The organism is Kocuria sp. GQ42, assembly GCF_059758435.1.
This window is the reverse complement of sequence record NZ_JCAXEN010000001.1, coordinates 353,193-377,844: the sequence shown is the minus strand read 5'-3', so window position 1 is coordinate 377,844 and position 24,652 is coordinate 353,193. Positions and strand designations below refer to the sequence as shown.

The window sequence follows — 24,652 nt, the reverse complement described above, 5'->3', positions numbered from 1 at the left end:
ATTAACACGATTGCAACGTGTTCGGCATCACGCAGAACGAATCTGGGATATCTTTCCGGTATGTCACACGCCACTCCGCCGGCCGCCGCCCCGGCCTCCTCCACCGCGGGGACGGCCGAGGCCCTGGTCCGCATGTCGCACGTCAACAAGCACTTCGGGGACCTGCACGTGCTGCGGGACATCAACCTGGAGGTGAAGCGCGGCGAGGTGGTGGTCGTGATCGGCCCCTCCGGCTCCGGCAAGTCCACCCTGTGCCGGGCCATCAACCGGCTCGAGAGCATCGACGACGGCGAGATCCTCATCGACGGGAAGCGGCTGCCCGAGGAGGGCAAGGCCCTCGCGAAGCTGCGCGCCGACGTCGGCATGGTCTTCCAGTCCTTCAACCTCTTCGCCCACAAGTCGGTCCTGCAGAACGTGACCCTGGGGCCCGTCAAGGTGCGGGGCAGGTCGGCGGCCGAGGCGAAGAAGCAGGCCATGGAGCTGCTGACCCGGGTGGGGGTCGACAACCAGGCCGAGAAGCTGCCCGCGCAGCTCTCCGGCGGCCAGCAGCAGCGCGTCGCCATCGCCCGCGCCCTGGCCATGGAGCCGAAGGTGATGCTCTTCGACGAGCCCACCTCCGCGCTGGACCCCGAGATGATCAACGAGGTCCTCGACACCATGGTGGCCCTCGCGAAGCAGGGCATGACGATGATCGTGGTCACCCACGAGATGGGCTTCGCCCGCAAGGCCGCCGACCGCGTGGTGTTCATGGCCGACGGCATGATCGTCGAGGAGAACACCCCCGAGGAGTTCTTCACGAACCCCCGCTCCGAGCGCGCCCAGGACTTCCTCGGCAAGATCCTCGGCCACTGACCGTCCCCCGTCCCTCCGACCCACGCCACCACCTCCACAGCAAGGAGCACACCATGCGCAGCAGCAAGCCCCTCGGACTGGCCGCGATGGCCGCGGCCGCGGCCCTGACCCTCACCGCGTGCGGAGGTGGCGACGACGGCGGGTCCGGTGCGGAAGGCGAGGGCGGCGGCTCGGGCGAGTCCGTGCGGATCGGCATCAAGTTCGACCAGCCGGGCCTCGGCTTCCGCGACGGCAGCGAGTACACCGGCTTCGACGTCGACGTCGCGAAGTACGTCGCCACCGAGCTCGGCTACTCCGAGGACCAGATCGAGTGGGTGGAGTCCCCCTCCGCCAACCGCGAGAACATGCTCGCCAACGACCAGGTGGACATGATCTTCGCGACCTACTCGATCACCGAGGAGCGCGACCAGACCGTGGACTTCGCCGGCCCCTACTTCGTGGCCGGGCAGGACCTGCTGGTGACCGCCGACGAGTCCACGATCGCCGGCCCGGAGGACCTCGAGGGCAAGAACCTGTGCTCGGTGACGGGCTCCACCTCGGCCGCGAACATCCAGGAGGAGGTCCCCGGGGTGAACCTCGTCGAGCAGCCCGGCTACGCCGACTGCCTCACGGCGCTCGAGTCCGGCCAGGTGAACGCCGTGACCACCGACGACATCATCCTCGCGGGCCTCGCCTCGACCGACGCCAACCAGGGCAAGTTCAAGGTGGTCGGCAACACCTTCTCCGAGGAGCGCTACGGCGTGGGCCTGCCCGACGGCTCCGACCAGTGCGAGGCGGTCAACGAGGCCATCACCAAGATGATCGACGAGGGCGCCTGGGAGGAGGCCGTCACGGCCAACACCGAGGGCGCCGACTACACCTACAACGCCGAGCTCAACCCGCCGGAGCCCGAGCCCTGCGGCGAGTGACCCCGGACGCGTGAGCACCCCGTGGCCGGCCGGCGACCGGCCGGCCACGGGACCGCGACCGCGCAGCACGCCGACCGATCCGCGACGAAGGGGCCTTCCGTGACCCAGGACCTGCCCGATCCCCGGGAGCTCCCGTGAACGACTACCTGACCGACTTCGCCAGTCTGTTCGCCCAGTACGACGTGCCGGGTGCGTTCTGGGTCAACCTGCAGCTGACCTTCTGGGCCGCGATCGGCTCGGCGGTCCTCGGCGCCCTGGTCGCCCTGATGCGCATCTCCCCCATCGCGTCCCTGCGGCTGCTCGGCACCACGTACGTGAACCTGTTCCGCAACACGCCGCTGACGATCATCCTCGTGTTCCTGGTCCTGGGCGTGTGGAGCCAGCTCGGCATCAACCTCTCCTCGGACTTCAACCGGAACTTCTTCCTCTACGCCGTGATCGGCCTGAGCCTCTACCACGCGGCCTTCGTCTGCGAGGCCATCCGCTCCGGCGTCAACACGGTGCTGGCCGGGCAGGCCGAGGCGGCCCGGGCCATCGGGCTGAGCTTCCTGCCCGCGGCCCGGCTGATCGTCTTCCCGCAGGCGCTGCGCGGGGCGATCACCCCGCTCGGCAACACCCTGATCGCCCTGACGAAGAACACGACGGTGGCCGCGGCCGCGTCGGTCACCGAGATCTCCTCCCTCATGAAGACCATGATCGAGTTCCGCCCGGACGTGATCATCGCGATCTTCCTGGTGGTGGCGCTCGGCTTCGTCCTCATCGTCGTCCCGGTGGGCCTGCTGACCACCTGGGCCTCCCGGAAGCTGGCGGTGAAGCGCTGATGGCCAAGACCCAGAACGTCCTCTTCGACGTGCAGGGGCCGCGTGCCCGCCGGCTCACGCTGCTCTTCAACGTGGCGGGAGTCCTGCTGATCGCCGCGCTCGCCTGGGTCGTGCTCGGCGCGCTCGCCGAGCAGGGCCAGCTCGACGCCGACCGGTGGACCCCGCTGCTCACCGCCCGGGCCTGGGAGAACTTCCTGCTCCCGGGGCTGTGGGAGACCCTGCGGGCCGCGCTGCTGGCGGTGGCCCTCTCGATCGCCTTCGGCCTGGTCTTCGGTCTCGGCCGGCTCTCCCAGCTGGCCCCGGTGCGCTTCGTCTGCACCGTGGTGGTCGAGTTCTTCCGGGCCGTGCCCGTGCTGGTGATGATGATCTTCTTCTACCTGGGCATCGGCCGCGCCGGCCTGGTGGAGCCCGCCAACGTGCCGTTCTGGGCCGTGGTGCTGGGCCTGATGTTCTACAACGGGTCGGTCATCGCCGAGCTCATCCGCTCCGGCGTGCACCAGCTGCCCAAGGGCCAGCGCGAGGCGGGCCTGGTCATCGGGCTCACGCCCTCCCGGTCCCTGCGGATGATCGAGCTCCCCCAGGCCCTCACGGCGATGCTGCCCTCGATGGTCAGCCAGTTCGTGGTGATCCTCAAGGACACCGCGCTGGGCTACATCATCACCTACCCGGAGCTGCTCGCGAGCGCCCGCCGCCTGGGCTCCGGGGACGGCAACATCCTGCAGACGCTGTTCGTCGTGGCGCTGGTCTTCGTGCTCATCAACTACCTGCTGACCCTGCTGGCCGCGTGGCTGTCGCGGTTCCTCAGCTTCCGCACCGCGGGCCGGACCAAGCCGGCCGAGGGGCCCATGGCCGCCGAGGAGACGACCGTCTGACGCCGCTCAGGCCGTGAGCCACGCGGCCAGGGCCCGGCAGCACTCCCGGACCGCGTCGGCGCTCACGTGCTCGTCGTCCGTGTGGGCCAGCAGGGCGTCGCCGGGGCCGAAGTTCACGGCGGGCACGCCCATCTGCGAGAAGCGGGCCACGTCCGTCCAGCCGTACTTGGGCTTGGGCTCCTGGCCCACCGCGGCCACGAACGCGGCGGCCGCAGGACGGTCCAGGCCGGGCCGCGCCGCCGGGGAGAGGTCCGTGAGCTCGATCTCGTAGCCGGCGAACACCTCCCGCACGTGCGCCACGGCGTCCTCGGGGCTCTTGTCCGGGGCGAAGCGGTAGTTGATCTCCACGTGGGCGGTGTCCGGGACCACGTTGCCGGCCACGCCGCCGCCGATCCGGATCGCGTTGAGCCCCTCGCGGTACTCGAGCCCCTCCACCGCCACGGTCCGCGGCTCGTAGGCCGCCAGACGGGCGAGGACGTCGGCCTGCTTGTGGATCGCGTTCTCCCCGATCCAGGACCGCCCCGAGTGGGCGGCACGGCCGGTGGTGGTGATGCGGAAGCGCATCGTGCCGTTGCACCCGCCCTCCACGGTCCCGTCGGTGGGCTCGAGCAGCACCGCGAAGTCCGCCTCGAGCAGCTCGGGGGCGTGGCGCTGGAGCCGGCCCAGCCCGCTCGCGTCGGCGTCGACCTCCTCGTGGTCGTAGAAGACGTAGGTGATGTCCCGGTTCGGCGCCGTCAGGGCCGCGGCCAGGACGAGCTGGACGGCCACGCCGCCCTTCATGTCGGTGGCGCCCCGGCCGTAGAGCACCCGGTCGCCGTCGGCCCCCGTCCACGTGGAGGGCACGGTCCCCCGGGCGCCGGGCGCGGTCGGCAGGGGCACGGTGTCGAGGTGGCCGGCGAGCACCACCCGCTCGGCGCGGCCGAGGTCGGTGCGCGCCACCACGGCGTCCCCGTCCCGGTGCACGGTGAGGTGCGGGAGCCGGCGCAGCGCGGCCTCGACGGCGTCGGCGAGGGGGCCCTCCGAGCCCGAGACGGACGCGATGTCGATGAGGGCGGCCGTCAGGTCGGCGGGGTCCGCGGCGAGGTCCAGCTCCGGTGCGATCATGGCTGCCAGCATAACGGGGCGGCCGCAGCCGCCCGTCGGCCCCGCCCCGGCGTCCCCCGTAGGATGGAGGCCATGACTTCTTCCACCTCTCGTCCCGCCTCCGGACTCGGCCTGGCCACCGTCGTGGCCTCGGGCCCCAAGGAGGGCACCGTCCTCGACGTCTGGTACCCCACCCCGTCCCTCTCCGACGCGGTCGACACCTCCCTCGACGCGGACCTGCGGCTCGCGGCCACCGCCGACCCCGACCGCAACGTCCGCAGCGAGATCGTCGAGACCTCGATCGACCTCGACGCCGCGCCCGCCGACGCCGCGGACGCCTACCTGCGCCTGCACCTGCTCTCCCACCGCCTCGTGCGCCCCAACACCCTGAACCTCGACGGCGTGTTCGGCCTGCTCGCCAACGTCGCCTGGACGGACCGCGGGCCCGTGCTCGCCGAGGAGCTGACCTTCGCGCTGCTCCGCATGAAGGCCTCCGGCGGGCACGTGACCGTGCACAGCGTGGACAAGTTCCCGCGGATGGTGGACTACGTGGTCCCCGCGGGCGTGCGGATCGGCGACGCCAGCCGGATCCGGCTCGGCGCCCACCTCGCCGAGGGCACCACGGTGATGCACGAGGGCTTCGTCAACTTCAACGCCGGCACCCTGGGCCAGTCCATGGTCGAGGGCAGGATCAGCGCCGGCGTGGTCGTGGGCGACGCCACGGACGTGGGCGGGGGCGCCTCCATCATGGGCACCCTCTCCGGCGGCGGCAAGGAGCGGATCACCGTGGGCGAGCGCGTGCTGCTCGGCGCCAACTCCGGTGTCGGCATCTCCCTCGGCGACGACTGCGTGGTCGAGGCCGGCCTCTACGTCACCGCCGGCACCCGGGTGAGCGTGCACTCCGACGGCGAGCGGTCCACGGCCAAGGCCTCGGAGCTCTCGGGCCTGTCCAACCTGCTGTTCCGCCGCAACTCCCTCACCGGCGCCGTCGAGGTGCTGCCCCGCGCCGGCGGGACCGTGGAGCTCAACGCGGCGCTGCACGCCAACTGAGCGCGGCGGGCCCCGACCCGCCCCCCGACGCCGCGCAGGACGGGCCCGCCCCGCCCCGCGCGGCGTCGCCCGTCCACCCACCTCTGCCCGCCCGTCGCCCCCGCCCGTCCTCCCGTCCGCCCAGGAGCGCCCGTGTCCTCCCCCGTCCCCGGCCGCCGCAGCAGGTCGCTGCGGCTGCCGCTGTTCGTGCTCCTGCTCGTCGGCGCCGTGCTCGCGGCGGGGGTCCTCGTGGCCGTCGAGCTGCGCGCGGGGCGGCCCTCGGCAGGGGAACCCCGGTGCGTGGTCGCGAGCACGGACGGGGACGGGCAGCGGCAGCGACACGCCCTGTCCGCGGAGCAGTCCGCCAACGCCGCCCTGATCACCGCGGAGTCCGTGGCGCGCGGCACCGACCCGTACGCGGCGGTCGTGGCCCTGGCGACCGCGATGCAGGAGTCGCAGCTGGTCAACATCGACTACGGGGACCGGGACTCCGTGGGGCTGTTCCAGCAGCGCCCCTCCCAGGGCTGGGGCACGGTCGAGCAGATCATGGACCCGGCCCACGCCACGGCCGCCTTCTACGACGGCCTCGCCGAGCTCGACTACCGGACGATGTCCGTCACCGACGCCGCCCAGGCGGTCCAGCGCTCCGGGCACCCCGAGGCGTACGCGCGGCACGAGGGCCTCGCCCGGGCCTTCGCCGGCAGCCTGACCGGCGCCACGGAGGGCTCGCTCAACTGCGTGCTCCACGACCCCGAGCACCCCGGGGACCCGCGCCGGGCGGCCGACGCCCTCCGCGGCGCGTTCCGCACGGCGGTGCCCGCCCCGCGCACGGACGGCGACCGGGTGGTCGTGCCGGCGCCCGCGGAGCCGGCGGGCTGGACCGCGGCGCACTGGGCGGTCGCGCGGGCGGACGCGCTGGGCGTCGCCGAGGTGTCCTTCGACGGGCGCAGCTGGGTCCGGGCGGACCAGCGCACCGCCCGTTTCGCGCCCGCCCCGGGGTGGGTGGACGCCGCCGAGGCGCACCCGGAGGGCGCTCCCCCGCCCGACGACGTCGTGGTGGTCCTCGCGAGCCGCTGACGGGACCGCCGCGGCCCGGCCGATACGCTGGGGCCATGAAGATTCTCGTCACCGGGGGAACCGGCTACATCGGCTCGCACACCGTCCTCGCCCTGCTGGGGGCCGGGCACGACGTCGTCGTGATGGACAACCTCGCGAACTCCTCGCGGACCTCGCTGGAGCGGGTCGAGGAGCTCGCGGGACGCTCCGTCGAGGCGTTCGCGGAGGTCGACCTCCTCGACCCCGCGGGACTCGACGCCCTGTTCGCGGAGCACCGCCCGGAGGCCGTGATCCACTTCGCCGGGCTCAAGGCCGTCGGCGAGTCGGCCGAGCTGCCCCTGTGGTACTACCGCACCAACGTGGCCGGCACCCTCAACCTGCTGGACGCCATGGGGGCCCACGGCTGCCGGTCCATCGTGTTCTCCTCCTCGGCCACGGTCTACGGCGCCCCCGAGGAGATGCCGCTGACCGAGAAGCAGCCCATGGACGCGCAGAACCCGTACGGGCGGACCAAGGAGCACATCGAGGACATGCTCGTGGACCTCGCCGCGTCGGACCCGTCATGGAACGTGGCCCTGCTGCGCTACTTCAACCCGGTGGGCGCCCACGAGTCCGGGCGGATCGGCGAGGACCCCACGGGCGTGCCGAACAACCTGCTGCCGTTCATCGCCCAGGTGGCCGTGGGCCGGCGCGAGACGCTGCGGGTCTTCGGCGCCGACTACCCGACCGCCGACGGGACGGGCGTGCGCGACTACATCCACGTGGTGGACCTCGCCGACGGGCACCTCCGGGCCCTCGACCACATCGCCGAGCACGGCGGGGTGCGCACCTGGAACCTGGGCACGGGCAAGGGCTACTCGGTGCTCGAGGTGCACGCCGCCTTCGAGCGGGCCTCCGGGCGCAGCATCCCCTACGAGATCGCGGACCGGCGGCCCGGCGACGCCGCGGTGTCCTACGCCGATCCGTCGACGGCCCTGGCCGAGCTGGGCTGGTCCGCCGACCGGGACCTCGACACGATGTGCCGGGACCACTGGAACTGGCAGCGGAGCAACCCCGAGGGCTACGCCGCGGGTGCCTGAGCGCCGGTCCGGCCCCCGGGGCTCACCAGCCCCGGGGCCGGACCACGTTGGGCGGGGCGTCGGCGAACAGGGCGGCCACCCGCCGCTCGTCGTGGCCGGCGATGCCCGTGCCCACGCGGGTGAGCCAGAACGTCAGCTCGGGGTGCTCCCGGGCGAAGGCCACGAACGCCGCCGCCTCCCGCTCGAGCGCCGGGAGCCCGCTCATGCTGTCGATCGCGTACGAGCGTCCCTGCAGGCCGTGCCCCCGGCCCGGGACGGCGCCGAAGCGCTCGACGGCCGTGCGCGCCGCGCCCGCGAGGTGGGCGCCCCGGGCGTTGGAGCCGAAGACGAAGACGTCGTCCGGGCCGAGCTCGGTGATCCGGTCCGGGGTGTGCCGCTGCTCGCTCATGCGACCACGCTACCGGGGCGGGGGCCGGCGCGGAACGGCGGACGCCGGGCCCGCGCCCCGCCAAGGGGACGGGCCCGGCGTCCGCCGGTGCCGGGACTGCTCAGCGCTGCGGGTAGTGCCGCTCGCCCTCGCCCACATAGAGCTGGCGCGGGCGGCCGATCTTGGTCTCCGGGTCCTCGATCATCTCCCGCCACTGGGCGATCCAGCCGGGCAGCCGGCCGATCGCGAAGAGGACGGTGAACATCTTCTCGGGGAAGCCCATCGCCTTGTAGATGAGGCCCGTGTAGAAGTCGACGTTCGGGTAGAGCTTGCGCTCCACGAAGTAGTCGTCGGCGAGGGCCTTCTCCTCGAGCCGCATGGCGATCTCGAGCTGCTGGTCGTTGCCGCCCAGCTTCTCGAGGATCTCGTGGGCGTAGTCCTTGACGATGCGGGCCCGGGGGTCGTAGTTCTTGTAGACCCGGTGGCCGAAGCCCATGAGCCGGGCGCCGGACTCCTTGTTCTTGACCTGCTCCATGAAGTCCTCGGGCGTGACGCCCTGCGTCTCGATCCGGTTGAGCATCGCGAGCACGGCCTCGTTGGCGCCGCCGTGCAGCGGGCCGTACAGGGCGTTGATGCCCGCGGAGACCGAGGCGAACATGTTGGCGTGGGAGGAGCCCACGAGCCGGACGGTGGAGGTGGAGCAGTTCTGCTCGTGGTCCGCGTGCAACATCAGCAGCACGTCCAGGGCCTTCGCCATGGCCGGGTCGATCTCGTAGTCCTCGGCGGGCACGCCGAAGCACATGCGCAGGAAGTTCTCCGTGTAGCTGAGGTCGTTCTGCGGGTAGAGCATCGGCTCGCCCTTGGACTTCTTGTACGCGTAGGCGGCCAGGGTGGGCACCTTCGCGAGCAGCCGGATGGTGGAGATCTCCACCTGCTCCTGGTCGAACGGGTCGAGGGAGTCCCCGTAGAACGTGGACAGCGCCGAGACGGCCGAGGACAGCACGGGCATCGGGTGGGCGTTGCGCGGGAACCCGTTGAAGAAGCTCTTGAGGTCCTCGTGGACCATGGTGTGCCGGCGGATCCGGGTGTCGAAGTCCTCGAGCTCGGACGGCGAGGGCAGCTGGCCGTAGATGAGCAGGTAGGCGGTCTCGATGAAGCTGGAGTGCTGGGCGAGCTCCTCGATCGGGTACCCCCGGTACCGGAGGATGCCGTTGTTGCCGTCGATGTAGGTGATGGCGGAGCGCGCGTTCGCCGTGTTCATGAACCCGGGGTCGAAGGCGACGTTGCCGGTCTCCTTGAGCATGTTCGTGATCGCGTAGCCGCGGTTGCCCTCGGTGGCGTCCTGGAGGGGCAGCTCGAGGGGGCTTCCGTTCCCGTAGTCGAGCCGGGCCGTCCCGGTCTTCTGTGCAGACTCAGTCATGTTCGTCCTCCGCGAGTGGATGTCGGTGTCCGGTGCCCGTGGTCGCCGCGCCGGGCGCCACCGTCGGCGCAGCACGGCCGTGTCCCGGGACACAGCGATCGTCAGGGTCCAACCTACCTGCTCCGTCCGCGCCGCGACCAATCCCGGCGCCGCCGGGGACCGTGTCAGGCGCGGCCGAGCCGCTCCGCGGCGGCGTCGATGCGCTCGTCGGTGGCGGTGAGGGCGAGACGAACGTACCCCTCGCCGGCCGTGCCGTAGAACACCCCGGGGCCCACCACGACGCCGCGCTCCGCGAAGCGCTGCACCGTGGTCCAGGTGTCCTCCCCCGCCGTGCACCACAGGTACAGCCCGGCCTCGGAGTGCTCGACCCGCAGCCCGAAGGCCTCGGCCGCGGGGACGAGCCGCTCGCGGCGGGACCGGTAGAGCGCCTTCTGGGCGGTGACGTGGGCGTCGTCGCCCAGGGCCGCCCGCATGGCCTCCTGGATCGGGGCGGGCACGATCATCCCGGCGTGCTTGCGGGAGTTGACGAGGCTCGCCATGAGCCGGGGGTCGCCGGCGAGGAACGCGGCCCGGTAGCCGGCGGCGTTGGACTGTTTCGACAGGGAGTACGCGGACAGCAGCAGGGAGTGGTCCCCGCCGCTGACCCGGGGGTCGAGCACCGACGGGACCGGGGTGCCGCCCTGCTGGACGTCCCAGGCGCCCCAGCCGAGCTCGGCGTAGCACTCGTCGGAGGCGACCACGGCCCCGAGGGCGCGGGCCTGGTCGACCACCCGCCGCAGCGACGCCGCGTCCCGGACGATGCCGGTGGGGTTGGCGGGCGAGTTCAGCCACACCATGCGCACGCGGGAGCGCACGTCGTCGTCGAGCTCGTCGAGGTCGTCCGCGGCCACGGCCTCGGCGCCCGCGAGCTGGGCCCCGATGTCGTAGGTCGGGTAGGCGACCGTGGGCCGCACGACGACGTCGCCGGGGCGCAGGCCGAGCAGCAGCGGCAGCCAGGCGACCAGCTCCTTGGAGCCGACCGTGGGCATGACCGCGGCGGGGTCCAGGCCGGTCACGCCGCGGCGCCGCGCGTACCAGGCGACGACGGCCTCGCGCAGGGCGGGGGTGCCGTGGGTGGTCGGGTAGCCGTGGGCGTCGGCGGCGGCGGCCAGCGCGTCCTGGACGACCAGGGGCGTGGGGTCCACGGGCGTGCCGATGGACAGGTCCACGACCCCGCCGGGGTGCTCCGCGGCGACGGCGCGGTACGGCGCCATCGTGTCCCACGGGTAGTCGGGCAGGGCGAGACCGAAGGACCGGTCCCCCTGCGTCACAGGGCGACGTCCTGGTTCTGCGGCGGCAGCGCCGCGATCATGGGGTGGTCCGTGTGCGTGTTGCCGAGCTTCGCGGCGCCGCCGGGCGAGCCGAGGTCGTCGAAGAACTCGACGTTCGCCTTGTAGTAGTCGGCCCACTCGTCGGGGGTGTCGTCCTCGTAGTAGATGGCCTCGACGGGGCACACCGGTTCGCACGCACCGCAGTCCACGCACTCGTCGGGGTGGATGTAGAGCGAGCGCTCCCCCTCGTAGATGCAGTCGACGGGGCACTCCTCGACGCAGGCCTTGTCCTTCACGTCGACACAGGGCTGGGCGATGACGTAGGTCACGGCGGTTCGAACCTTTCTCCTGGGATTGCTCCGACCAGTCTAGTCACGGCGCCCTGGCTAGGATGACAGCCATGGAGCATCCGACATCCGGCTCAACATCGCCGTCCGGGACGTCATCTTCGGCGCTGGGCCTGCTCACCGGCCTGCCCGCTGGTACGCGCGTGAGCGTACGCTACGCCCTGCCCGCCGACGACGCCTCCGGGCTGCCGCTCACCGACGCCCTGGGCGAGCTGCTGGCCGCGGACGAGGAGTCCGTCACGGTGCGGACCCGCCGGGGGGACGTGCTGATCGGCGCCGGCGGGATCCGGGCCGCCCGGGTGGTACCGCCCGCGCCGCCGCGGCGCCGGCCTCGGGGTGCCTGAGCACCGGGCACTGCGCCATCGGGCGCCGCGGGGCTCAGCCCGCGCCGGTCCTCCGCCGCCGGGCGCGCAGCCACCGGGCCGTGACGAGCACGGACAGCAGGGTCGTCGCGAAGACCAGCCCGAACCAGGCGAGGCCCAGGATCCCCACGGGCGTGCCGGGGTCCGTTACGACGATCACGGAGCCGTCCCCGCCGTAGGCGAAGAGCCAGGAGACGAGGTAGCCGGTCAGCCCCGGCACGGCGGCGGCCCACACGCGGCGGGTCGCGGTGCCGACCCACAGGGACACGCTGAGCAGCAGGGCGGTCGCGAAGAGCAGGCCCCACGGGAGCCACCACCCGGCGGGCGCGTACCAGACGGCGCTGTGCAGGACCGTGGCCACGGCCGCCGCCACGGCCCCGGCCGCGACGGACGTCACGAGGGCCGAGAGCACGGAGGCCCGGGCGTGACGGGGCGTCTCCTCCTCCGCGGCGACCGCGTCCGGGTCCCCGGCGAGCAGCCGGTAGGTCTCGAGGGCGCTGAAGGGCTGCCACACCCCGTTCGAGAGGGCGAAGCGCGAGCCGTCCCCGGAGAGCACCAGCTGGGTGGCGTGGGCGGCCATGGCGTCCCGCTTGCGCCCGGCGGAGCCGTGCACCGCGGCCTGCGGCCGCGGGTCCTCGGACTGCGCCTCGCCCTCGACGGCCCACACGAGGGGGGTGCGCCAGGGGTCGATGGGCTCCCCGTCGGCGTCCGCGCCCGGACGGGCGGCGAGCTCGGCGCCGCGCACCGCGACGGCGGAGGTGCGGACGTGGTCGGGGTGGCCGTAGCCGCCGTCGTCGTCGTAGGTGACGAGCACGTGCGGGCGCACGGCCCGGACCGCGGCGGCGACGTGGGCGGCGGCCTCGTCGGCCGCGGCCGCGGTGAGGCTGTGCGGCGAGGAGTCCTCGGCGGGGGCGGCCCGCCCGTCCGGGCCCCAGGACATGCCGGAGTCGTGGTAGTGGCCCGTGCCGCCGGCGAAGCCCACGGCGGGGTCCAGGGCCGGGGGCTCCCCCGCGAAGAAGCGCTCGGAGACGCCCAGGCGGGCCGCGGCGTCGTCGAGCTCGCCGACCCGGTGGCGGCCCAGGGCCGTGCCGTCGTCGGTGCACCCCGGCCGGCCGACCTCGAGGGTCTGCAGCGGCTCGGGGATGACCTCGCCGCGCTCGCCGCGGGTCATGGTGAGCAGCACGACCCGCGCGCCGAGCTCCGCGTAGCGGCCCATGGTGGCGCCGGTGGCGATGGACTCGTCGTCGGGGTGGGCGTGCACGAACAGGAGCCGGGCGTCCTCCGGGCGCAGGCCCGGGGGCAGCAGCCCCGGCAGGGCGTCCTCGCGCACGAGGACGCCCTGCTCGGGGTAGTACGGGACGGGCTGGGTCACGGCCGGGCCTGCTGCGCGGTGCTGCTGCGGTCCGGGGTCAGGCGCGGGCCCGGGCCCGGTGCGCCTTCATCCGCTCGTTGGCGTCGAGGATCACCTTGCGGATGCGGATGGCGTCCGGGGTGACCTCCACGCACTCGTCCTCGCGGGCGAACTCGAGGGACTCCTCGAGGGTCAGCTTGCGCGGGGGCGTGAGGTTCTCGAAGGTGTCGGAGGAGGCCGCACGCATGTTGGTGAGCTTCTTCTCCTTCGTGATGTTCACGTCCATGTCGTCGGCACGGGAGTTCTCGCCCACGATCATGCCCTGGTAGACCTCGGAGGTGGGCTCCACGAAGAAGGACCCGCGCTCCTGCAGGTTGATCATGGCGAACGGGGTGACCACGCCGGCGCGGTCGGCGATCATCGAGCCGTTGGTGCGGTACTCGATGTCCCCGGCCCACGGCTCGTAGCCGTCGGCGTAGGAGGACGCGATGCCGGCGCCGCGGGTCTCGGTGAGGAACCGGGTGCGGAAGCCGATCAGCCCGCGGGCGGGGACCTTGAACTCCATCCGCACCCAGCCGGTGCCGTGGTTGGCCATGGCCTCCATGCGGCCCTTGCGCCCGGCCATCAGCTGGGTCACGGCGCCGAGGAACTCGTCGGGGACGTCGATCGTCATGTGCTCGTAGGGCTCGTGCACCTTGCCGTCGACGGTCTTGGTCACGACCTGGGGCTTGCCCGCGGTCAGCTCGAAGCCCTCGCGGCGCATCTGCTCCACCAGGATCGCCAGGGCCAGCTCGCCGCGGCCCTGGACCTCCCAGGCGTCGGGGCGCTGGGTGGGGAGCACCTTGAGCGAGACGTTGCCGACGAGCTCCTTGTCGAGGCGGTCCTTGACCTGACGGGCCGTGACCTTGGTGCCCTTGGTGCGGCCGGCCAGCGGGGAGGTGTTGATGCCGATGGTCATGGAGATCGCGGGGTCGTCCACCGTGATCAGGGGCAGCGGCTGCGGGTTCTCCGGGTCGGTGAGGGTCTCGCCGATGGTGATGTCCTCGATCCCGGCCACGGCCACGATCTCGCCGGGGCCGGCGGAGTCGGCCGGGACGCGGTCCAGGCCCTTGGTGGCCAGCAGCTCGGAGATCCGCACGTTCTTGAGCTCGCCGTTCGCGCGCGCCCAGGCCACGGTCTGGCCCTTCTTGAGGGTGCCGTTGAAGATGCGCAGCAGGGCGAGACGGCCCAGGAACGGGGAGGCGTCCAGGTTGGTCACGTGCGCCTGGAGCACGCCCTCGGGGTCGTAGGAGGGCGCGGGGACGTGCTTGATGATCGTCGCGAACAGCGGCTCGAGGTCCTCGTTGTCCGGCAGGCCGCCGTTCTCGGGCTGCGTCAGGGAGGCCCGGCCGTCACGGCCCGCGGCGTAGACCACGGGCACGTCCAGGACGGCGTCCAGGTCGAGGTCCGGCTCGTCCTCGGAGATGTCCGAGGCCAGGCCCAGCAGCAGGTCCATGGACTCGTGCACGACCTCCTCGATCCGGGCGTCCGGGCGGTCGACCTTGTTGACCACGAGGATCACGGGCAGCTTGGCCTCGAGGGCCTTGCGCAGCACGAAGCGGGTCTGCGGCAGCGGGCCCTCGGAGGCGTCCACGAGCAGCACGACGCCGTCGACCATGGACAGGCCGCGCTCGACCTCGCCGCCGAAGTCGGCGTGGCCGGGGGTGTCGATGACGTTGATGGTGATGGTCTCCCCCTCGGCGGAGGGACCGTCGTAGAACACCGTGGTGTTCTTGGCGAGGATCGTGATCCCCTTCTCGCGCTCCAGGTCACCGGAGTCCATCACGCGCTCCTCGACCTCACCGTGGGCGGAGAACGCGTGCGTCTGCTGGAGCATCGCGTCCACGATGGTGGTCTTGCCGTGGTCGACGTGGGCCACGATGGCCACGTTGCGGAGGTCGGCGCGCTGGGCGGTGGTGGAGGTGACAGGCATACGCGTGGGTCTCTCTTCGGGTGGAGATGCGGGGGGAGGTGCAGCCCTCCCGATGGGTGCGGCCGGGGCGCCGCCGCGCACCCGGAGGGACCCGGGCGGGAGCGCCCGCTCAGCGGGCCGTAGACCATTCTACCCCGCGGCGCCGCCCCGGCGGCACCCCGGGCGGCTGTGACCCCGCCGACTCCCCCGTCCGCCCGTCCGGCGCGACCCCGGCTCCGCGCCGCGCACGGGGCGCCCGGTCACCAGGAGGGCAGCACCGGCAGCGGGCCGTCGGCCTCGACGTTCTCGCCGTCGCCGCGGGCCAGCCACTCGAGCAGGCCCTCCCGGTCGGACTCGACGCGCAGGGCGCCGTCGCCGATCACCCACTCGTCGCGCTCCTCCGTCACCAGCGTCATGCCGGGGGCGCCCTTGGCGCGCATGGTGCGCACGGCGGCCTCGAGGGCGTTGAGCAGCGAGTCGGGGTCGGCCTCCTCGATGGTCCAGGCGGTGTCGAGGTCGTGGTGGTGGACGACGACCTCGGCGATGCGCAGCGCCACGATCGAGGTCGCGGGGATCACCTTGCCGTGCAGGTGCACCTCCTCGACCGCGAGCTCCCCGGTCAGCCGCTGGGCCTGCTCGGCGAAGTAGGCGGCCGACTCGCGCGCCTTCCCGACCAGCTGCTGGCGGGGCAGGGCGGCCAGCTCGGCGATGTCCTGGTTCCGGGCCTCCATCGAGGCGTAGGGGGCCTGCTCCTGCCCGGTCACGGCCCAGTCGACGAGCTTGACGAGGGCGCGCCCGTTGGAGGCGAGGTGGGCGACGACGTCGGCGCGGCGCCATCCCTCGCACAGCGAGGGGGCGGCCAGCTCGTCGTCGGACAGGGACGCGGTGGTGGCCAGGAACATCTCGGTCTCGCGGCCGAGGCGGGAGAGGTCCGAGTGCAGGCGGGCGGGGTTGATCATGGCCTCACCCTATCGAGCGCCTGGTGAGCCGGACCACCTCCCGGGCCCCGGGACCCATACCGGCTTCGTCTCGGCTCAGAGCGCCGGCAGCCGCGCGAAGGCCCGCTCGGCGGCCTTGCGGCGGGTCGCCGAGAGCTCCTCGAACGGGTCGAGCACGAGCTCGGCTCCCCCGGCCCGGCGCACGCGCCCCCAGGTCCCCACGATCCGCCCGCCCGCCACGAGGGTGGGCTTGAAGACCCCGTTGCCGCCGGGGACGATCCGGGTCGCGTGGGCCGGGGCCAGCACGTGGGACCGGTCCCCGTAGCCCAGGACGTACTCGTCGAAGGGCGGCAGCAGGAAGACCCCGGCGGCGCGGTGCCCGCCGGGTGCGGGGCCCTCGAGCACCTCGGGGGCGCACCACAGCTCGCGGCCGGCGCGGTCGTGCACCGCCACGACACCGTCGGCCCCCGCCAGCGCGGCGCGCACCGCGGAGCGCGGCAGGGCCGCCCACCGGGCGGCGTCCGCGACGGAGGCCGGGCCGTGGCCGCGCAGGTACCGGCGCACCCAGCGGGCGACGACGGGCGGGGTGCCGCCGGCGGCCGCCCCGAGCACGGCCGCCTCCTCCCCCGCGGCGGGGACCCAGTCCGCGACGGGCACCACGAGCTGGTCCCGGCCGTCCGCGGTCAGCGGGCCCAGGCACAGGGTCGCGTCCAGGTGCAGGGCGAGCATCAGGTGGTAGGCCCGGCCCGGCTCGCCCAGCAGCCCGGCCTCCTCCCACGCGGCGTGCAGGCGCTCACGGGGCTGCGGGCCGCGGCGCAGCGCGGCGAGGGCGGTCTCCCGGGCCGCGTCGAGCCGCTCGTCGATGCCCAGGACCCGGCGCCGGGCGGCCGTCGAGGCGACGGTGCGGGGACCCAGGACCGCCAGCCACGCGCGCAGGTCCTCGGCGGGCACCAGGTGCAGGGTCCCGCGCATGGGCCACGTGCGCACGATCCGGCCGTCGTCGAAGGACTGCCGCAGGCCGTCGAAGCCGCCGGCCCGCCGCAGGGCGACCGACACCAGGGCGCCGGGCAGGTCCTGGGCCTGGACGGCGCCGAGGGCGCGCACCACGTCCTCGGGCGCCACGTCCTCCGGGCGCACGAGCCCGTGGGCCGCGAGCCGGGCGAGGCCGATCTCGCGGTCCGTCAGGACGGCCGGGGAGCTCACTGCAGAGCCCGTCCCCGCTGCTCGGGCAGGGCGAACGCGGAGAGGGCGGCCACGAGGAAGGCGGCGCCGAAGACGGCGAAGACGGTGACGACGTCGTAGCGCTCCCCGCCGAGCGCGAGCAGCGCCGGCACGGCCAGCGGGGCCAGGATCGAGGCGACGCGGCCGAACGCCGCCGCCGCCCCGGTCCCCGTCCCGCGCAGCGCGGTGGGGTAGAGCTCGGGGCCGATCGCGTACAGGGCCCCCCACGCGCCCAGGTTGAAGAAGGACAGCGCCATGCCGGAGCCGATCACCTGCCACGGGAGCACGATGCTGCCCATCGAGACGATGCCGAAGAGCAGGGCGCTCACCGCGGAGCCACCGAGGAACACGGCCAGCGTGATCCGGCGGCCCCAGACCTCGATGAGCCAGGCGGCCGCGGCGTAGCCGGGCAGCTGGGCGAGCGTGATGACCAGGACGTAGCCGAAGGAGGTCGTCAGCGTGAGGCCCTGCTGGAGCAGCAGGGTGGGCAGCCAGGTGAACGCCCCGTAGTAGGCGAAGTTGATGCAGAACCAGACGGTCCACAGCGCCGCCGTGCGCCGCCGCAGGGTCGGGGCCCAGATCCCGCCCGCGTCCTCCGCCGGGCGCGGGCCGGCCGCCTCCGCCGCCCGGGCCTGCTCGGGGGTCTCGGCCCGGGAGCGGCCCAGCGGCCGCGCCCGCTCGAACCGGCGCACCGCGGCCTCGGCCTCGTCCGTCCGGCCCCGGTGCTCGAGGAAGCGCACGGACTCCGGCAGGGCCCGGCGCACCACCACGGCGTAGAGGGCCGGCACGAGTCCGACGACGAGCGCCCAGCGCCAGCCGTCCGGGGAGGACGGCACCACGAAGTAGCCGACGAGGGCGGCGAGGATCCAGCCGACGGCCCAGAAGGACTCGAGGACCACCACCACGCGGCCGCGGATCCGCCGGGGCGCGTACTCGGAGACGAGGGTGGAGGCGACGGGCAGCTCGGCGCCGAGGCCGAGGCCCACCACGAACCGCAGGATCACGAGCGCGGCGAGGGACCCGACGAGCGCGGACGCGCCGGTGGCCGTGCCGTAGACCAGCAGGGTCAGGGCGAAGACCTGGCGCCGACCGAGCCGGTCGGCCAGGAGTCCGCCGAGGCTGGCGCCCACGGCCATCCCCACGAAGCCGATCGAGGCGAGCAGGGACAGCTCCCCGGAGCCCAGGCCCCACTCCTGGGCGAGCGCGGCCATCACGAACGAGATCAGGCCCACGTCCATGGCGTCCAGGGCCCAGCCGACGCCGGAGCCGACGAGCAGCTTCCTGTGCTCGGTGGTGAACGGCAGCCGGTCCAGCCGCTGGGAGCGCGTCGGGGCGGACGCGGCGGCGCCGGGCCGCTGGCTCTCGTGCATGCTCCGGTCCTTCCCTCGCTGCGCGGTGCTGCGACCACTGTAGGCGCTCGGGCCCGCGCCGGCCCCCGGAGGCCCCCGCCCTAGACTGGAGGGGTCCCACCACCGGCCGGCGAGGGAGCTGACTGTGTCCACGGTTGCCATCTATCTCGTCGTCGCCTTCGGGGCCGGTGCCCTGGCCGTCCTCGCGCGGCTGCCGCCCCTGATCGGGTTCCTCGCGGCCGGCTTCGTGCTCAACGGCCTGGGCGTGGAGCGGCTCCCCGCCCTCGACCAGCTGGCCGACGTCGGCGTGACCCTCATGCTGTTCGGCATCGGCCTCAAGCTCGACGCCCGGTCGCTGCTGCGCCGGGAGGTCTGGGGGACGGCCGGGATCCACATGGTCCTGAGCACGGCGCTCGGGGCGGGGCTCCTGGGCCTGCTGATGCTGGTGGGGCTGCAGCTGCCGGGCGAGAACCTCCGCGCGCTGCTGCTGGCCGGGTTCGCCCTGTCCTTCTCGAGCACGGTCCTGGTGTTCAAGGTCCTCGAGGAGCGCAGCGAGACGACGTCGCTCTACGGGCGCGTGGCGATCGGCATCCTCATCATCCAGGACGTCGCCGCCGTCGCGTTCATCACCGTCACCAGCGAGCACCCGCCGAGCCCGTGGGCCCTGGCCCTGGTGCTGCTGCTGCCGGCGGCGTGGGTGTTCCGCCGGATCTGGGACGGCATCGGCCACGGGGAGCTGCAGGCCCTGTTCGGCGTCGCCATGGCCCTGGTCCCCGGCTACATCGCCTTCTCGGCCGTGGGCCTGAAGGGGGACCTCGGGGCGCTGCTCGTCGGCATGCTCCTGGCCTCGCACGCCAACGCGGGCGAGCTGTCCCGCACCCTGTTCACGCTCAAGGACCTCCTGCTGGTCGCGTTCTTCGTCTCGATCGGCTTCCACGGGATGCCGACCCTCGAGATGCTCGCCATGAGCGTGCTGCTCCTGGGCCTCCTGCCGGTCCAGGCGATGCTGTTCGTGCTGCTGCTGTGGATGTTCGGGCTGCGCCGCCGCACGTCGCTGCGGACGGGCCTCGCGCTGGGCAACCACTCGGAGTTCGCCCTCATCGTGGGGGCCATCGGCGTCTCGGCCGGGATGTTCGACGGCGACTGGCTGGTGATGCTCTCCGTGGCGGTCGCCCTGAGCTTCGTGGTCTCGGCCCTGGTCAACCGGCGCGGCTCCTCCCTGACCAGCACCCTCGCCCGGCGGCTCCCGGAGCACCCGGACGACCGGCTGCACCCGGAGGACCGTCCCATCGACATCAGCCACGCCACGGTGCTCGTGCTCGGCATGGGCCGGGTGGGGCAGGCGGCCTACCGGGAGCTCTCCGAGGAGCACGGCTTCTCCGTGGTGGGCATCGAGAACGCCACGGACCGCGTGGAGCGGCTGCGGGCGCAGGGGATCGACGTCCAGGAGGCCGACGCGACCGACCAGGAGTTCTGGGAGCGGGTGATCGCGACCGGCCACGTGCAGGTCGCCGTGCTGGCGATGCCCTTCCACGGCTCCAACCTCGTGGCCCTCCAGCAGCTGAGCGCCACGGGCTTCGACGGGGTCGTGGCCGCCGTGGCGCAGTACGACGACGAGGTGCAGGAGCTGCGCGGGCACGGGGTCCGGACGGTCTTCAACCTCTACAGCGGCGCCGGCATCGCCCTGGCCGCCGAGACCGTCGAGGCCCTCGGCCGCCGGCCCGACTGACCGCGCCGGTGCCGGCGGGCGCCGGCCCCGTCAGCCCCGGCGCGCCAGGGCCCGGCGGACGAGCTTGTGCAGCTCCTCGACCCACAGGACGAGGGACGCCATGCCCACCGCGACGGCCCAGTGGGCGAGGTCCAGGGGTGCGGTGCCGAAGGCGACCTGAAGCACCGGAACGTGCACCACGAGCACCTGCAGGGCGGCGGCGAGGGCCAGGGCACCCCACAGCCAGGGGTTGACGAACAGCCGGTGGAAGGCGCTCGCGAGCTCGGAGCGGGAGTTCAGGGCGTTGAACAGCTGGGCGAGCACGAGCGTGGTGAACCCGGCGGTGCGGGCCACGTCGAGGGAGTCCTGGCCGGGCACCAGCCCGCCGGGGAGGAAGATGTCGATGGTGAGCAGGGTCGAGGCGCCCATCACCAGGCCGAGCAGCGCGATCCGTCCCCACATCGGCGCGTCGAGGATCCGTTCGTCGGGCCGGCGCGGCGGGCGAGCCATGACGTCCTCGATCTCGGGGTCCACGCCCATGGCCAGGGCCGGACCGGAATCGGTGACGAGGTTGATCCACAGGATCTGGGTGGCCAGCAGCGGCACGGCGATCGCGCCGTCGGCCGCGTCCGTCAGCCCCAGGGCGCCCGCGAGGAGCACGCCGAAGAACACGGTGGCCACCTCCCCCAGGTTCGAGGACAGCAGGTAGCGCAGGAACTTGGTGATGTTCTCGAAGATGACCCGGCCCTGCCGGATCGCCACCACGATGGTGGCGAAGTCGTCGTCGCCGAGGATCATCCGCCCGGCCTCCTTGGTGACCTCCGTGCCCGTGATGCCCATGGCCACGCCGATGTCGGCGGCCTTGAGGGCCGGCGCGTCGTTGACGCCGTCCCCGGTCATGGCGACGACGTGGCCCTGGGCCTGCAGGGCGTCGACGATCCGCAGCTTGTGGCCCGGGGCCACCCGGGCGAAGACCGAGACGTCCCGCACGGCGTCGAGGAAGCCGTCCCCGGTGAGCTCGTCCAGCTGCGCCCCGGTGAGCGCGGGCGCTCCCGGGGGCACGATCCCCAGGTCCGCGGCGATCCGGGCGGCCGTCACCGGGTGGTCGCCGGTGATCATGATCGTGCGCACCCCGGCGGCCCGGGCCTGCGCCACAGCCGCCGCGGCCTCCTCCCGCGGCGGGTCGAGGACGCCCACCACGCCGAGCCAGACCAGGTCCCGCTCCGCCGCCTCGCCGAGCTCCGCGGCCTCGCGCTCCCGGACCCGCCGGCCGGCGACCGCCAGGGTGCGGAACGCCTGCCCGGACAGCTCCTCGACGGCCGCGGCGGCGTCCCGGCGTCGCGCGGCGTCGAAGGGCTCGACGACGTCCCCGACGCGCACCCCGGTGCAGCGGTCCATGAGGACGTCCGGGGCGCCCTTGGTGAACAGGTAGCAGTGCCCGGAGTCCGTCTCGATCTCGAGGGTGGACATCATCCGGCGCTCGGAGGTGAACGGCATCTCCTGGGCCCGGGCGAAGTCGTCCGCCCGGTCGGCGGCGCCGTAGAGCTTGTGCACGGCGGTGAGGAACGCCGCCTCGGTGGGGTCGCCCTGCACGGTCCACACGCCGGCGGCCTCGTTGAGCTGGGCGTTGTTGGCGCGCGCCCCGCCCACCAGCACGCCCCGCGCCTCCTGCAGGACCTGCGCGGCGGGCGCGCCCCCGGTCACGACCCTGGCCTCGCCCTCCGGCGAGTACCCCGTGCCGGAGAGCTCCACCGTGCCGGACGGGGTCATGAGCACCTTGAGGGTCATCTCGTTGCGGGTGAGCGTGCCGGTCTTGTCGGAACAGATCACCGAGGCCGCGCCGAGCGTCTCCACGGAGTGCAGGTCCTTGACCACGGCCTGCCGGCGGGCCATCGCCCGCACCCCGATGGCCAGGACCAGGGACAGGATCGCGGGCAGGCCCTCCGGGACGGCCGCGACCGCGAGGGAGACGCCCAGCAGCAGGACGGTCACGAGGTCCTGCACGCCGCGCACTCCGTTCACCAGGACGACCGTGGCCATGACCACCACGGCGACGCCGACCACGATGAGGCCCAGCGACCGGGAGACGGCCGCGATCTCGCGCTGCAGCGGCGAGGGCTCGGCCTCCGTGCGCTCCAGCATCTCGGCGATGGCGCCCACCTGGGTGTCCATGCCCGTGGCCACGACCACGGCACGGCCCACCCCCGAGGCCACGGCCGTGCCCTTGTAGACCATGTTCCGCCGGTCCCCGAGCGGGGCCGGGGCGGGCAGCACGGCCGGGTCCTTGAGCTCCGCCTCCGACTCCCCGGTCAGGGACGCCTCCTGCACGCGCAGGGACGCGGCGGAGAGCAGGCGGGCGTCCGCGCCCACCGCGTCGCCCTCGGCGAGGGCCAGGACGTCGCCGGGCACCAGCTGGGCCGAGGGGAGCGTGGTCAGGCGCCCGTCCCGCACCACGGTCGAGTTCGCCGCCGTCAGCACGGCCAGCGCCGCGACCGCGTCCTCGGCGCGCCCCTCCTGGACGCGGCCCAGCACCGCGTTGGCCACCACGATCACGGCGATGACCACCGCGTCCACCGGCACCCCGCGGGCGCCCTCCGCGACCCAGGCGGCCACGGACACGGCGATCGCGGTCAGGAGCAGGTAGATCAGCGGGTCCTGGAACTGGGCGAGGACCTTGCGCCACCGCGGCACCCGCGGGGCGGTGCGCAGCTCGTTGGGCCCGTACCGGGCCAGCCGGGCCCCGGCCTGCTCCGCGCTCAGCCCGAGGGCGGGCTCCACGTCCAGCTCGGCGAGGAGCTCGCCCGCCGCGCGGAGGGACGGGTCCTGGTGCACGATCTCGGTGGCCACGCCCCCATTCTCGTCCCGCCGGCGGCAGCGCGGGCCCCGTGACGCCGCCCGGCGGGCTCCCCGGACTAGGCTCGCGGCATGAGGGCCCGGATCGACCGCTATCTGCTCAACGTCGCGGGACCCCGCCGCACGCCCGCGCTCAACCGGCACCTCGCCTACCTGCTCGCCCTGGTGGCCGGGGTGCTCAACTCCGTGGGCTTCGTGGCCGTGGCCGTGTACACCTCCCACATGACGGGGCTCACCGCGATGGTCGCCGACCACCTCGTGCTGGGCGACCTGCGGCTCGTGGCGGTCGGCGTCCTGGCCGTCCTCGCCTTCACGGCCGGGGCCGCGTGCTGCGCGCTGATGTTCAACTGGGCGCGGCGCCGCGGGCTGCACAGCCGCTACGCCAACGTCCTGCTGCTCGAGGGCCTGCTCATGCTCGTCTTCGGCCTGCTGGCCGAGAGCCTGACCTGGGCGCACCGGGACCTGCTGTTCGTCCCGGTGCTCGCGTTCACCATGGGCCTGCAGAACGCGGTGATCACCAAGATCTCGGGCGCCCAGATCCGCACGACCCACGTGACGGGCATGGTCACGGACATCGGCATCGAGCTCGGCAAGTTCCTCTACCGCAACCGGCTCGCGGACGCGGACCCCGTGACCGGCGACGCCGGGAAGCTCAGGCTGCTGGCCGCGCTCGTGGGGCTGTTCTTCGCCGGCGGGGTGCTCGGCGCCCTGGGCTACCTGGCCGCGGGCTTCCCGGTCCTCGTGCCCACCGCGCTCACCCTGCTCGTGGCGGCGTGGCGCCCGCTCGCCGCGGACCTGGGCTTCCGCCGCTCCCCCACCTCCTGAGCCCGGGCGCCAGGACGGTGCCTCAGGCGCCCCGCTGCACGGCCTTGCACAGCTGGACCAGCCGGCCGACCTCGCGGTGCGGGGCGCCGGTGGGGCGGCGCGCCTCGTCCCGGGCCGCCACGGCGCACCGGACGAGCGTCCAGGCCCGGAGGCGCTCCTCGTCGGCGCCGGCCGCCAGGGCGAGCGCCTCCATCCGGTCCGCCAGGGCCGCGGCCAGGGCCCCGCCGTGACCGGCCTCCTCCGTGCGGTGCCACAGGGCGGGGACCAGCGCGAACTCCGGGGTGCCGACCACCGCGTCGGCCCCGACGGCCAGCCACGGGGCGCGCACCGACGCACGGACGGCGCCGTGGTGCAGGTCCTGGTGCACGAGCGCCGCGTCCAGCTCGTCGCGCCGGAGCCGCTCGAGGCTCCTGACGGCCTGGAGCCGGAAGCGGCGCGGGAACCGGACGTCCAGGTCCACGGCCCCCTCCAGCTCCGCCTGCCACCGCCAGGCCGTCTCCGACAGGCGCGGGAACGGGGGCCGCGGCGGCCGGGCGAGGACCCGGGTCAGCTCGCCGAGCACGCGGCAGGCCTCGAGCACCGGCAGCTCGTGCAGGTCCCGGTCGGCGGTGCGCTCGAGCAGCAGCGCCCGGTCGGCCGGCTCCGCCCGGAGCAGCCGCACGGCCCCGCGCCCGGCCCACACGCGCAGGGCCAGGTGCTCGTGCTCGGCGCCGGGCCGCGGCGGGGAGAGCCGCAGCAGGGCCGGCTCCCCGGCGCGGGTGCGCACCGGCAGGACCAGGGCCCCGCCGTCGTCCCGCGCCCGCCCGTCGGGCACCAGCTCCCACGCGGCGGTGTACCGGTCGGCGAGCCCGGCGGGGACACCCGCCGGGCGGCCGCCGGCACCCGGGGCACGCGCGGAGGAGGTCGTCACCGGACCATTCTGGCGCACCCGCCGTTCGCTAGACTGCGAG

22 protein-coding genes are annotated in these 24,652 nt (G+C 73.9%); 10 read left to right on the top strand and 12 right to left on the bottom strand.

Annotated features, from left to right (window positions below; translation table 11 throughout):
- Positions 1-132: 132 nt before the first annotated feature.
- The 4 genes from AC6CH6_RS01755 (at position 133) to AC6CH6_RS01740 (ending at position 3,453) form a co-directional block, all read left to right on the top strand.
- Positions 133-852, top strand: a complete 720-nt coding sequence (locus AC6CH6_RS01755) for an amino acid ABC transporter ATP-binding protein (RefSeq protein ID WP_165979765.1) — start codon at positions 133-135, stop codon at positions 850-852.
- 53 nt (positions 853-905) lie between these two features.
- On the top strand, positions 906-1,760 hold the full coding sequence (locus AC6CH6_RS01750) for a glutamate ABC transporter substrate-binding protein (protein WP_133411328.1): 855 nt from the start codon (positions 906-908) through the stop codon (positions 1,758-1,760).
- 134 nt (positions 1,761-1,894) lie between these two features.
- Positions 1,895-2,581 (top strand): amino acid ABC transporter permease, encoded by a 687-nt coding sequence (locus AC6CH6_RS01745; RefSeq protein WP_498253820.1) that lies wholly within the window; start codon positions 1,895-1,897, stop codon positions 2,579-2,581.
- Complete coding sequence (locus AC6CH6_RS01740; RefSeq protein ID WP_017833409.1) at positions 2,581-3,453, top strand: amino acid ABC transporter permease; 873 nt, start codon at positions 2,581-2,583, stop codon at positions 3,451-3,453. Before AC6CH6_RS01745 ends, AC6CH6_RS01740 begins: the two co-directional genes overlap by 1 nt.
- Positions 3,454-3,459: 6 nt before the next feature.
- On the opposite strand, the gene dapE is transcribed toward AC6CH6_RS01740, so the two are convergent.
- Complete coding sequence (gene dapE / locus AC6CH6_RS01735; RefSeq protein WP_133411329.1) at positions 3,460-4,569, bottom strand: succinyl-diaminopimelate desuccinylase; 1,110 nt, start codon at positions 4,567-4,569, stop codon at positions 3,460-3,462.
- A gap of 51 nt (positions 4,570-4,620) precedes the next feature.
- Here dapE and dapD point away from each other — a divergent pair, with 51 nt between their 5' ends.
- The 3 genes from dapD (at position 4,621) to galE (ending at position 7,700) form a co-directional block, all read left to right on the top strand.
- Positions 4,621-5,586: a 2,3,4,5-tetrahydropyridine-2,6-dicarboxylate N-succinyltransferase gene (gene dapD, locus AC6CH6_RS01730; protein ID WP_133411330.1), complete on the top strand. Its 966-nt coding sequence runs from the start codon at positions 4,621-4,623 to the stop codon at positions 5,584-5,586.
- A gap of 132 nt (positions 5,587-5,718) precedes the next feature.
- A complete protein-coding gene (locus tag AC6CH6_RS01725; RefSeq protein WP_498253819.1) occupies positions 5,719-6,642 on the top strand; it encodes a hypothetical protein in 924 nt (307 codons plus the stop codon).
- Positions 6,643-6,677: 35 nt separating this feature from the next.
- The gene (gene galE, locus AC6CH6_RS01720; RefSeq protein ID WP_498253818.1) at positions 6,678-7,700 is read left to right on the top strand and encodes a UDP-glucose 4-epimerase GalE; all 1,023 of its coding nucleotides are present in this window, start codon (positions 6,678-6,680) and stop codon (positions 7,698-7,700) included.
- Between the two features lie 22 nt (positions 7,701-7,722).
- On the opposite strand, the gene AC6CH6_RS01715 is transcribed toward galE, so the two are convergent.
- The 4 genes from AC6CH6_RS01715 to fdxA form a co-directional block, all read right to left on the bottom strand.
- Complete coding sequence (locus AC6CH6_RS01715) at positions 7,723-8,088, bottom strand: A1S_2505 family phage non-structural protein (protein ID WP_133411333.1); 366 nt, start codon at positions 8,086-8,088, stop codon at positions 7,723-7,725.
- A 100-nt stretch (positions 8,089-8,188) separates the two neighbouring features.
- Positions 8,189-9,487, bottom strand: coding sequence for a citrate synthase (locus AC6CH6_RS01710; protein ID WP_498253817.1), 1,299 nt, complete (start codon positions 9,485-9,487; stop codon positions 8,189-8,191).
- Between the two features lie 164 nt (positions 9,488-9,651).
- Positions 9,652-10,797 (bottom strand): succinyldiaminopimelate transaminase, encoded by a 1,146-nt coding sequence (dapC, locus tag AC6CH6_RS01705; RefSeq protein ID WP_498253816.1) that lies wholly within the window; start codon positions 10,795-10,797, stop codon positions 9,652-9,654.
- Entirely contained in the window at positions 10,794-11,126 is a 333-nt protein-coding gene (fdxA, locus tag AC6CH6_RS01700) for a ferredoxin (protein ID WP_058872613.1), read from the bottom strand. The genes dapC and fdxA overlap by 4 nt, the downstream gene beginning before the upstream one ends.
- 71 nt (positions 11,127-11,197) lie before the next feature.
- On the opposite strand from fdxA, the gene AC6CH6_RS01695 reads away from it, so the two are divergent.
- Positions 11,198-11,488 carry a putative acetyltransferase gene (locus tag AC6CH6_RS01695; RefSeq protein ID WP_229588650.1) on the top strand — a complete coding sequence of 97 codons (291 nt, stop codon included), beginning with the start codon at positions 11,198-11,200 and terminating at the stop codon, positions 11,486-11,488.
- Between the two features lie 34 nt (positions 11,489-11,522).
- Here AC6CH6_RS01695 and AC6CH6_RS01690 read toward each other — a convergent pair whose 3' ends face one another.
- The 5 genes from AC6CH6_RS01690 to AC6CH6_RS01670 form a co-directional block, all read right to left on the bottom strand.
- Entirely contained in the window at positions 11,523-12,878 is a 1,356-nt protein-coding gene (locus AC6CH6_RS01690; protein WP_498253815.1) for a PIG-L family deacetylase, read from the bottom strand.
- A 37-nt stretch (positions 12,879-12,915) separates the two neighbouring features.
- Positions 12,916-14,829: a translational GTPase TypA gene (typA, locus tag AC6CH6_RS01685; protein WP_017833398.1), complete on the bottom strand. Its 1,914-nt coding sequence runs from the start codon at positions 14,827-14,829 to the stop codon at positions 12,916-12,918.
- Between the two features lie 239 nt (positions 14,830-15,068).
- Positions 15,069-15,767, bottom strand: coding sequence for a maleylpyruvate isomerase family mycothiol-dependent enzyme (locus AC6CH6_RS01680; protein ID WP_498253814.1), 699 nt, complete (start codon positions 15,765-15,767; stop codon positions 15,069-15,071).
- A gap of 75 nt (positions 15,768-15,842) precedes the next feature.
- On the bottom strand, positions 15,843-16,949 hold the full coding sequence (locus AC6CH6_RS01675) for a winged helix DNA-binding domain-containing protein (protein ID WP_498253813.1): 1,107 nt from the start codon (positions 16,947-16,949) through the stop codon (positions 15,843-15,845).
- Entirely contained in the window at positions 16,946-18,337 is a 1,392-nt protein-coding gene (locus AC6CH6_RS01670) for an MFS transporter (protein ID WP_336649707.1), read from the bottom strand. Before AC6CH6_RS01670 ends, AC6CH6_RS01675 begins: the two co-directional genes overlap by 4 nt.
- A 124-nt stretch (positions 18,338-18,461) precedes the next feature.
- Here AC6CH6_RS01670 and AC6CH6_RS01665 point away from each other — a divergent pair, with 124 nt between their 5' ends.
- Entirely contained in the window at positions 18,462-20,045 is a 1,584-nt protein-coding gene (locus tag AC6CH6_RS01665) for a cation:proton antiporter domain-containing protein (protein ID WP_133411337.1), read from the top strand.
- Positions 20,046-20,075: 30 nt separating this feature from the next.
- On the opposite strand, the gene AC6CH6_RS01660 is transcribed toward AC6CH6_RS01665, so the two are convergent.
- Positions 20,076-22,871: a cation-translocating P-type ATPase gene (locus AC6CH6_RS01660; protein WP_498253812.1), complete on the bottom strand. Its 2,796-nt coding sequence runs from the start codon at positions 22,869-22,871 to the stop codon at positions 20,076-20,078.
- A gap of 78 nt (positions 22,872-22,949) precedes the next feature.
- Here AC6CH6_RS01660 and AC6CH6_RS01655 point away from each other — a divergent pair, with 78 nt between their 5' ends.
- Entirely contained in the window at positions 22,950-23,702 is a 753-nt protein-coding gene (locus tag AC6CH6_RS01655; protein ID WP_017833390.1) for a YoaK family protein, read from the top strand.
- A gap of 22 nt (positions 23,703-23,724) precedes the next feature.
- On the opposite strand, the gene AC6CH6_RS01650 is transcribed toward AC6CH6_RS01655, so the two are convergent.
- Complete coding sequence (locus tag AC6CH6_RS01650; RefSeq protein ID WP_498253811.1) at positions 23,725-24,612, bottom strand: aminoglycoside phosphotransferase family protein; 888 nt, start codon at positions 24,610-24,612, stop codon at positions 23,725-23,727.
- Positions 24,613-24,652: the final 40 nt, after the last annotated feature.